Raw genomic sequence first — 8,243 nt, 5'->3', positions numbered from 1 at the left:
GTGGCCATCATGTACTGCTTACCGGTTCGCCGGGAGCCGGTAAAACGATGCTGGCTAAAGCTATGCCGTCCATACTGCCGCCATTGACTGAAGATGAACAACTCAGCGTCAGCCGCATCTATAGTGTGGCCGGCTTACTGCCGACGGAAGGCTTAATGCAGGTACGATCATTTCGCAGTCCTCATCATACTATTACCTTGGCCGGCATGGCCGGTGGTGGGAGCATTCCGAAACCCGGTGAGTTAACGCTGAGTCATGAAGGTGTTTTATTTTTAGATGAAGCACCGGAATTTTCACGATCGGTACTGGAAGTCTTGCGGCAACCTTTGGAAGAAGGGGTTATCCATATTTCGAGGGCTAATGGTACATTCTCATATCCGTGCCGCTTTATTTTATTGATGGCGATGAATCCCTGTCCCTGTGGCTGGCATGATGGTGGTGAAGGGCATACTTGTACTTGTACGCCCTGGCAAATTGAAAGTTATGTTAAACGCTTATCGGGACCGCTATTGGATAGAATCGACATGGTGATTCATGTAACGAGACCTACGTATGAAGAATTACAGGCTGTTGGTGATGCTGAAACGTCAGCAACCATTCGTGAACGTGTTATCAGGGCTCGTGAAATTCAACGAAAACGTTGTACAGCGTTACATTTCAGTGATGGTAATCGGGTCTTGCTTAATAGCGAACTAAGTCACGGACAGTTGATGCTGGCCTGTGCAGTAACCGAGGAAGCTCAAAAAGTCTTAGCACAGGCTTTTCAAAATTTAGACATTAGCATACGCAGCTATGACAAGATTTTACGAGTAGCTAGGACGATTGCCGATTTGGCCGGCGCAGAACGGGTAGATATTTCACACGTAGCGGAAGCATTGAGCTATCGCATGTAAGCGCTAAAGCGGTTAATAATAGGGGAATATCTAGAAGAGGTAATTAAGAAAGTTGAAATATAATCGGCTGCTCTTCAAATAGCGAATATATTGTTTATAAATTAAAAAGGATGGGGCGTATAATATGGCACAAGCAATAGAATTAACTGACAATCGACTTATTTTAGCTGCTTTAGGCAGTTTGCCGGGCATAGGGAGCGTCACAATTAGTGAAGCTTTAAAGTGCTATGGTACACCTATTGAACTTTGGCAAGCCGTGCAAAAAGACAAAGCGGTTGACGACAGTGTGCAGGTTAAAAAACAATATAAATCGGCTTTAGTAAAAGGAATACTAGCCATGGATTTAGGTAAGCTTGAGCATGATTTGCAAGAGTATCGTATTCAGGTCGTCGGCTTTGACGATGAGGCCTATCCTGAAGAATTACGAGAAATATTTAATCCGCCTCGGGTTTTATTTTATCGCGGCAATTTAAAGGCTTTTAAAAATCCCCGTAAAATCGCTATGGTGGGCGCACGTAATTGCACACCCTACGGGCGCAATGTGGCTACTGTTTTTGCGGCCGAACTGGCTCGGTACGGTATCGCTATCGTCAGCGGCGGGGCCCGCGGTATTGATTCGTATGCCCATGAAGGGGCTCTCAAGGGGCATGGTCAGACTATCGCCGTTATGGGCTGTGGTCTGGATCAAAGCTATCCACGCAGTAATGCTCGTTTATTTCAAAAGATAATTGAAAATGATGGTCTTTTGCTGTCAGAATACGGTCCCGGCGTGCAAGCCAAGGCGGGCTTTTTTCCTATGCGCAACCGCATCATCAGTGGACTTTCGCGAGGTGTTATCGTAGTAGAAGCCAAGTCGCGCAGCGGTTCTTTGATTACCGCCGATATGGCCAACAATGAAGGACGAGATGTTTTTACCGTGCCGGGGAATATATTGACCAATGAATTTGCAGGTAATCATTGGCTTTTAGAAGAGGGGGCTATTTTATTAATAAAGCCCTCTCAAGTGCCTGATATGTATAATTGGCAACGCTTTGAAGACGCCGGCGAGGAAAAAAGCAGTAGCCATAAAGGCGTGGGTGTGTTAAGCTTTAGTGTGGAGGAACGAAAGATTTTAGCGTCATTATCCAATGAAAAAGAAACATCCTTGGAAACATTAGCTATGACGACGAACCTTTCAGAGGGAGCCCTCCATTTGAGTTTATTGTCCTTAGAACTTAAGCAGTGTATTGAACGAACTGCTTCAAAGGGGTATATAATATTGGAATTCGGGAGGAATCAGTTTGTCCATTAAACGTTCCATCGTAATTGGTGAAAAAGACACCGGGAATACAAAAAAAGAAGAACGCCGTTTAGAAGGCAAAGTGGCGGTTACCGCCAAGGGGAAAGCCAAACCGGTTATGCAGGCTGTAGGTGATTTAGCCAAAACATTACCGCCTCGTACGTATAATCCGGATGGTAAAACGCTAGTGATTGTGGAATCACCGGCAAAATCTAAAACTATTGAAAAATTCTTAGGCCCTGACTATATTGTTAAAGCAAGTATGGGTCATTTACGTGACTTACCGAAAAGTCAGCTTGGTATTGATATTGAAAACGGCTTTGTACCGCGTTATTCTAATTTGACGACGCGTAAAAAGCTGATTGAAGAGTTGTTGCATGATGCGGACGAATCAAAAGCCATTTTACTGGCGACTGACCCGGACCGCGAAGGGGAAGCCATTTCCTGGCATTTAGCCTATATACTGAATGTGGATGAAGCTTCCAAATGCCGTATTACATTTAACGAAATTACAAAGCATGCCGTGGCGGAAGCGATTAATTCGCCGCGCACGATTGATAAAAATATGGTGGATGCCCAACAGGCTCGTCGTATGCTCGACCGTATTGTAGGTTATAAATTGAGTCCGTTATTATGGCGTAAAGTATGTAAAGGCCTCAGTGCGGGGCGCGTACAGTCTGTAGCCGTTCGTTTAATCTGTGAACGGGAACGGGAAATTCAAGCATTTATTCCGGAAGAATATTGGTCCATTGAAGGTCAATATATGACGACGGATAAGGAAAGCTTTACGGCTGAACTGACACATAAAGGTGATGAAAAAATTACCATCCCTGATGAAGCAACAGCGGAAGCTATTAAATCAGACCTTGCCGGTCAGACGGCGGAAGTTATCAAAGTAGAGCGTCGCAAGCGTTCCCGCAAAGCACCGGCTCCGTTTACCACATCGACCTTGCAACAGGAAGGTGTTCGTAAGCTTAATTTCGGCGCCAAGCGTACCATGATGATTGCGCAGCATTTATATGAAGGTCTTGAAATCGGCGGCTACGGCCATGTCGGTTTGATTACCTATATGCGTACCGACTCTACCCGTATTGCCGTTGAAATGCAACAGGCTGCGAAGACATATATTTTAAATCATTTCGGCAAAGAATATTATCCGGCTAAACCGAATGTGTTCGGCACGAAGGAAAGCAGTCAGGATGCGCATGAAGCGATTCGACCTACGTCCCTTGAATTACCGCCTAAAATGGTAGAGCCCTTCCTTAGTCGTGATGAATTAAAACTGTATACATTGATTTGGAATCGCTTTATGGCGAGCCAGATGGCACCGCAACAATCGGAAACGGTAACGGCCCAATTACAGGTTGGTGACTATAAATTGCGTGCATCCGGCAGTAAAGTGGTATTCAAAGGCTTTACGGAAGTCTATGAAGAAGCTAAAAAAGATGGGGATGAACCAAAATTAATTCCGATTATGGCGGAAGGTGATACGGTAACGAATAAAGAAATTTTGCCGGAACAACACTTTACACAGCCACCGGCTCGTTATTCGGAAGCCAGCCTCATTAAAACGTTGGAAGAACGCGGTATCGGTCGTCCAAGTACATATGCGCCGATTATCGATACTATTATGTCCCGCAACTATGTGGAAAAACAGGATAAGCAATTTGTGCCAACGGAACTGGGTTTTGTAGTGGTTGACTTCTTGATTGCTCACTTTGAAAAATTTATAAATGTAGACTTCACGGTTCATTTGGAAAAAGATCTGGATGATATTGCCAGCGGTGAAGAAACCTATCAGGATGTATTAAGTGAATTCTATACTGTGTTTGCGCAGGAATTGGATGAAGCGAATGAAGTAGAGAAGGTTAAAATCGCCGATGAAGAAAGCGATGTTATCTGTGATGTTTGCGGTAGTCCGATGGTGTACAAATTCGGTCGTTTCGGCCGTTTCTTAGCGTGCTCCAATTTCCCTGAATGTAAAAACACTAAGCCGATTACAGTCAGCACCGGCGTGACCTGTCCAAAATGTCACGAAGGGACGATTGTGGAACGCAAATCGAAACGGGGTCGTATTTTCTACGGTTGTGACAGATATCCCGCTTGTGATTTCACCTTGTGGAATAAGCCGATTAATGAAACATGTGAAACTTGCGGCAGTATCATGACAGAAAAAACGTACAAAAACGGTACGACGAAGAAGTTCTGCTCTAATGAAAATTGCCCGACTCAGCCTAAGAAGCGTACGCGCAAAAAGAAAGCCGAAGATGGCGATAAAAGCGCGACTGAATCGAAATCTGAAGAGTAATATATATAGTATTAAAAGGAGGATATTGTGACTACATCTAAAGTTACGATTATCGGAGCCGGCCTCGCCGGTTCGGAAGCGGCTTGGCAATTGGCTAAGCGCAATATACCCGTTACTTTGTATGAAATGCGGCCACAACGGACTTCGCCGGCCCATCATACAGAAAATTTTGCCGAATTGGTGTGCAGTAATTCACTGCGGGCTGGAAATATAGAAAATGCCGTAGGCCTATTGAAAGAAGAAATGCGTCAGCTCGACTCTTTAATCATGGCCTGTGCCGATACAACGGCCGTACCGGCCGGTGGGGCCTTAGCGGTGGACCGCCATTTATTCAGTGAAATGGTGACAAAAAGATTATCAGAACATCCGATGGTAACAGTCATCCGTGAAGAAGTGACGGAATTACCGAAGGAAGGCATTGTTATTGTTGCAGCGGGACCGCTCATGTCGGATGCCTTAGCTGAACAAGTTAAAGCCAAAACAGGCACTGCCGATTTCTATTTCTACGACGCGGCGGCACCGATTGTTACGGCCGAATCCCTTAATTATGACAAGGTATTCGCAGCTTCTCGTTATGACAAGGGTGATGCGGATTATTTGAATTGCCCTATGACGGAAGAAGAATACAAGGCTTTTTGGGACGCTTTGACGACTGCCGAAGTGGCTGAAACTAAAGAATTTGAAAAAGAACAATATTTTGAAGGTTGTATGCCCGTAGAAATCATGGCATCGCGCGGTATCGATACGTTGCGCTTCGGGCCGTTAAAACCGGTTGGCCTTGTGGATAAACGAACCAATCAGGAATCCTATGCAGTAGTGCAGCTACGCAAAGAAAATAAAGAAGCAACTATGTTTAACTTGGTAGGTTTTCAGACTCATCTTAAATGGGGCGAACAAAAACGTGTTTTCTCCATGATTCCGGGCCTCGAAAATGCCGAATTTATCCGCTATGGCGTAATGCATCGCAACAGCTACATCAATTCGCCTACATTATTAAACGAATATTTCCAGTTGATTGAAGATCCGCGCTTCTTCTTTGCCGGTCAAATGACAGGCGTAGAAGGGTATCTTGAATCGGCTGCATCAGGCCTTATGGCCGGTTTACAGGTAAGTCGCATGTTGGAAGAAAAAGCACCGGTAAGCTTCCCGCGTACTACGGCGCTAGGTGGTTTGAGCCATTATGTGAGTCAATATGAAGGCTCTGATTTCCAGCCGATGAATATCAACTTTGGTATAATGGAACCATGGCCTACAAAAGTACGTAAAAAGAAAGAAAAGAATGCCTTAATTGCGCAACGTGCGTTGGATACGTTAAAGGCGTTGAAGGAGGAATTATAATGAGTGTAGAATTTCACGCTACCACAATTTGTGCCGTTAAACGTGATAACTCGGTTGCCATTGCCGGTGACGGTCAGGTTACCATGGGCCAAAGTGTGGTTATGAAAAATACGGCGCAAAAAGTTCGCCGTTTATATAACGGTAAGGTTATTTCCGGTTTTGCCGGTTCCGTAGCCGATGCCTTTACCTTATATGACAAATTTGAAGCTAAATTGAACCAGTATAACGGTCAATTGGTGCGCAGTGCCGTAGAGCTTGCCAAAGAATGGCGCAGTGACAAAATGCTTCGCAATTTGGAAGCGTTACTTTTGGTAACAGACGGCAAGACTATTTTGCTGGTATCCGGTAACGGTGAAGTCATCGAACCGGATGACGGTATTTGCGCTATTGGTTCCGGTGGCAACTATGCGTTGGCAGCGGCTCGCGCGTTAGCTGCCAATACGGATCTTAGTGCTCGTGAAATTGCCGAAAAGTCACTTCATATTGCAGCCGATATCTGCGTTTACACCAATCATAATGTAATTGTGGAAGAAATCGCTTAATATTGCTTAATAATTTGCGAAAATTCAAATGAACCGCGCTATACCAAGGGAATAGCCTAACTTTTATGTGGAGGTTTTTAATGGATAGTAATAATTTTACACCCCGTCAGATTGTGGCGGAGCTTGATAAATATGTTATCGGCCAATCGGAAGCCAAGAAGATGGTAGCCATTGCGCTGCGTAATCGCTGGCGTGCGAAACAATTGCCGGAAGATGTACGCGAAGAATATACACCAAAAAATATTTTACTCATCGGTCCTACCGGTGTAGGTAAAACAGAATTGGCTCGCCGTATGGCGAAACTCGTAAAAGCTCCCTTTGTTAAAGTGGAAGCTACAAAATTTACGGAAGTGGGCTATGTAGGTCGCGACGTGGATCAAATGATTCGAGACCTTGTAGAAAACTCTGTACGCATGGTTAAAGAAGAAATGATGGAAGGTCAGCAGGAGAAAGCGGAAGAATTGGCCAACAAACGTTTATTGCAAATTCTTTGGCCTAAAAAAGAGTCGGAATCTAAAAAGATGACTAATCCTTTGGAAATGCTTTTTGCCAGTCCTGAAGATACAGAAAAAGAAGAAGCTAAAAAAGAGCAAGAAGAACCGGAAATGTCCGAAAAACGTACCCAGTTCTTTGAACAATTAAAGAACGGCCTCATGGATAGCCGTGAAATCGAAATTGAAGTGGAAGAACAGGCTAAAGCATTTGCTATGCCTTTAAATGGTTCGCCTGACGGCATGGGGACTGATATTTCCGAAATGTTTGGCAACTTATTGCCTAAGAAAAAGAAAAAGCGCCATACCACAGTAGGTCAGGCGCGCAAAATCTTCGTGCAGGAAGAAGCTCAGAAATTATTGGATATGGATGCCGTTACCGATCGGGCTGTTCAGTTGGCGGAACAGGAAGGCATCGTATTCATCGACGAATTCGATAAAATTGCGGCTCGCAGCGGTGCGTCCGGTCCGGATGTATCCCGTGAAGGGGTGCAACGCGATATTTTGCCAATCGTTGAAGGGGCAACCGTAAATACGAAATACGGCCCAATAAAAACGGAACATATCTTGTTTATTGCGGCCGGTGCGTTCCACGTATCCAAACCGTCTGATTTGATTCCGGAATTACAAGGCCGTTTTCCGATTCGCGTAGAACTTAACAGCCTCACGCAGGAAGATTTCAAAGAAATCTTGACCACACCGCAACAGGCCTTGTTAAAACAGTATCACATGCTGCTTAAAGCGGATAAAGTAACAATTCACTTTATGGAAGAAGCTATCGATAAAATCGCCGAATTGGCTTATCGCGTAAATAATGAAACGGAAGATATCGGCGCCCGTCGTTTGCATACGATTTTAGAAAAATTGTTACAGGATATTTCTTTCAATGCACCACCGGCTGAAGAAGTAGATGTAACCATTACGGCTGAAATGGTAGAAGAACGCTTGGGTACTATCGTTCAAGACGTTGATTTATCTGAGTATATCTTATAATCTCGGTATCGGGGGCTATAAAATGTCCTATACCCCTATAAAACTACACTACATAATGGCCTATAGCCCAATTTAAAATAGGCAATTAATAAAAAAAGCAATCATCTTCGCAAGGTCCGGATATAGACCTTTGCGATTGGATTGCTTTTTTTGTTATAGGATATTTTTTATATATTGAATGCGCCCTTAAAAAGGGAATTATCATAATAATTGTTCCATTAAATGACGGTGTTTTTTCAAGGAGTTCATATAAAACGGAATGGTAGCAGCGTCCTCTTTAATAGGAATCTTTATGCGATTTTCGGGTACATCCCAATTTAGTTTGCTTAAATTGGTGACAAAGCTAGGGAGATTGGAAGCTTTGACAAGTGCATTAAATGCTTCCGGCTCGCTTTGCTT

General features: G+C 44.1%; 6 protein-coding genes and 1 pseudogene. 6 read left to right on the top strand and 1 reads right to left on the bottom strand.

Annotated features, from left to right (window positions below; genetic code table 11):
• The 6 genes from E7204_RS06780 to hslU all read left to right on the top strand — a co-directional run.
• On the top strand, positions 1-893 hold an 893-nt coding region (locus E7204_RS06780), incomplete at its 5' end, for an ATP-binding protein (RefSeq protein ID WP_295182986.1).
• 124 nt (positions 894-1,017) lie between these two features.
• Positions 1,018-2,184 carry a DNA-processing protein DprA gene (dprA, locus tag E7204_RS06775; RefSeq protein ID WP_295182984.1) on the top strand — a complete coding sequence of 389 codons (1,167 nt, stop codon included), beginning with the start codon at positions 1,018-1,020 and terminating at the stop codon, positions 2,182-2,184.
• A complete protein-coding gene (topA, locus tag E7204_RS06770) occupies positions 2,174-4,480 on the top strand; it encodes a type I DNA topoisomerase (protein ID WP_295182981.1) in 2,307 nt (768 codons plus the stop codon). The genes dprA and topA overlap by 11 nt, the downstream gene beginning before the upstream one ends.
• A gap of 27 nt (positions 4,481-4,507) precedes the next feature.
• Positions 4,508-5,818, top strand: a complete 1,311-nt coding sequence (gene trmFO, locus E7204_RS06765; protein WP_295182979.1) for a methylenetetrahydrofolate--tRNA-(uracil(54)-C(5))-methyltransferase (FADH(2)-oxidizing) TrmFO — start codon at positions 4,508-4,510, stop codon at positions 5,816-5,818.
• Positions 5,818-6,360, top strand: a complete 543-nt coding sequence (hslV, locus tag E7204_RS06760; RefSeq protein WP_295182978.1) for an ATP-dependent protease subunit HslV — start codon at positions 5,818-5,820, stop codon at positions 6,358-6,360. Before trmFO ends, hslV begins: the two co-directional genes overlap by 1 nt.
• Before the next feature lie 80 nt (positions 6,361-6,440).
• Positions 6,441-7,844 (top strand): ATP-dependent protease ATPase subunit HslU, encoded by a 1,404-nt coding sequence (gene hslU / locus E7204_RS06755; RefSeq protein WP_295182976.1) that lies wholly within the window; start codon positions 6,441-6,443, stop codon positions 7,842-7,844.
• A 201-nt stretch (positions 7,845-8,045) separates the two neighbouring features.
• Here the strand turns inward: hslU and E7204_RS06750 are convergent.
• A pseudogene (locus E7204_RS06750) lies at positions 8,046-8,243 on the bottom strand (hypothetical protein); the annotation flags it as partial.

Source organism: Veillonella sp., assembly GCF_015058545.1.
In the GTDB taxonomy this organism is placed as follows: Bacteria; Bacillota; Negativicutes; order Veillonellales; family Veillonellaceae; genus Veillonella_A.
The sequence above is the reverse complement of the archived record's forward strand: the minus strand, read 5'-3'. Positions and strand labels throughout refer to the sequence as shown.

What these genes read in the sequence shown, in the direction of transcription:
- dprA (WP_295182984.1), top strand. Translation starts at nt 1,018, where the DNA reads ATGGCACAAGCAATAGAATTAACTGACAATCGACTTATTTTAGCTGCT.
- hslU (WP_295182976.1), top strand. Translation starts at nt 6,441, where the DNA reads ATGGATAGTAATAATTTTACACCCCGTCAGATTGTGGCGGAGCTTGAT.
- hslV (WP_295182978.1), top strand. Translation starts at nt 5,818, where the DNA reads ATGAGTGTAGAATTTCACGCTACCACAATTTGTGCCGTTAAACGTGAT.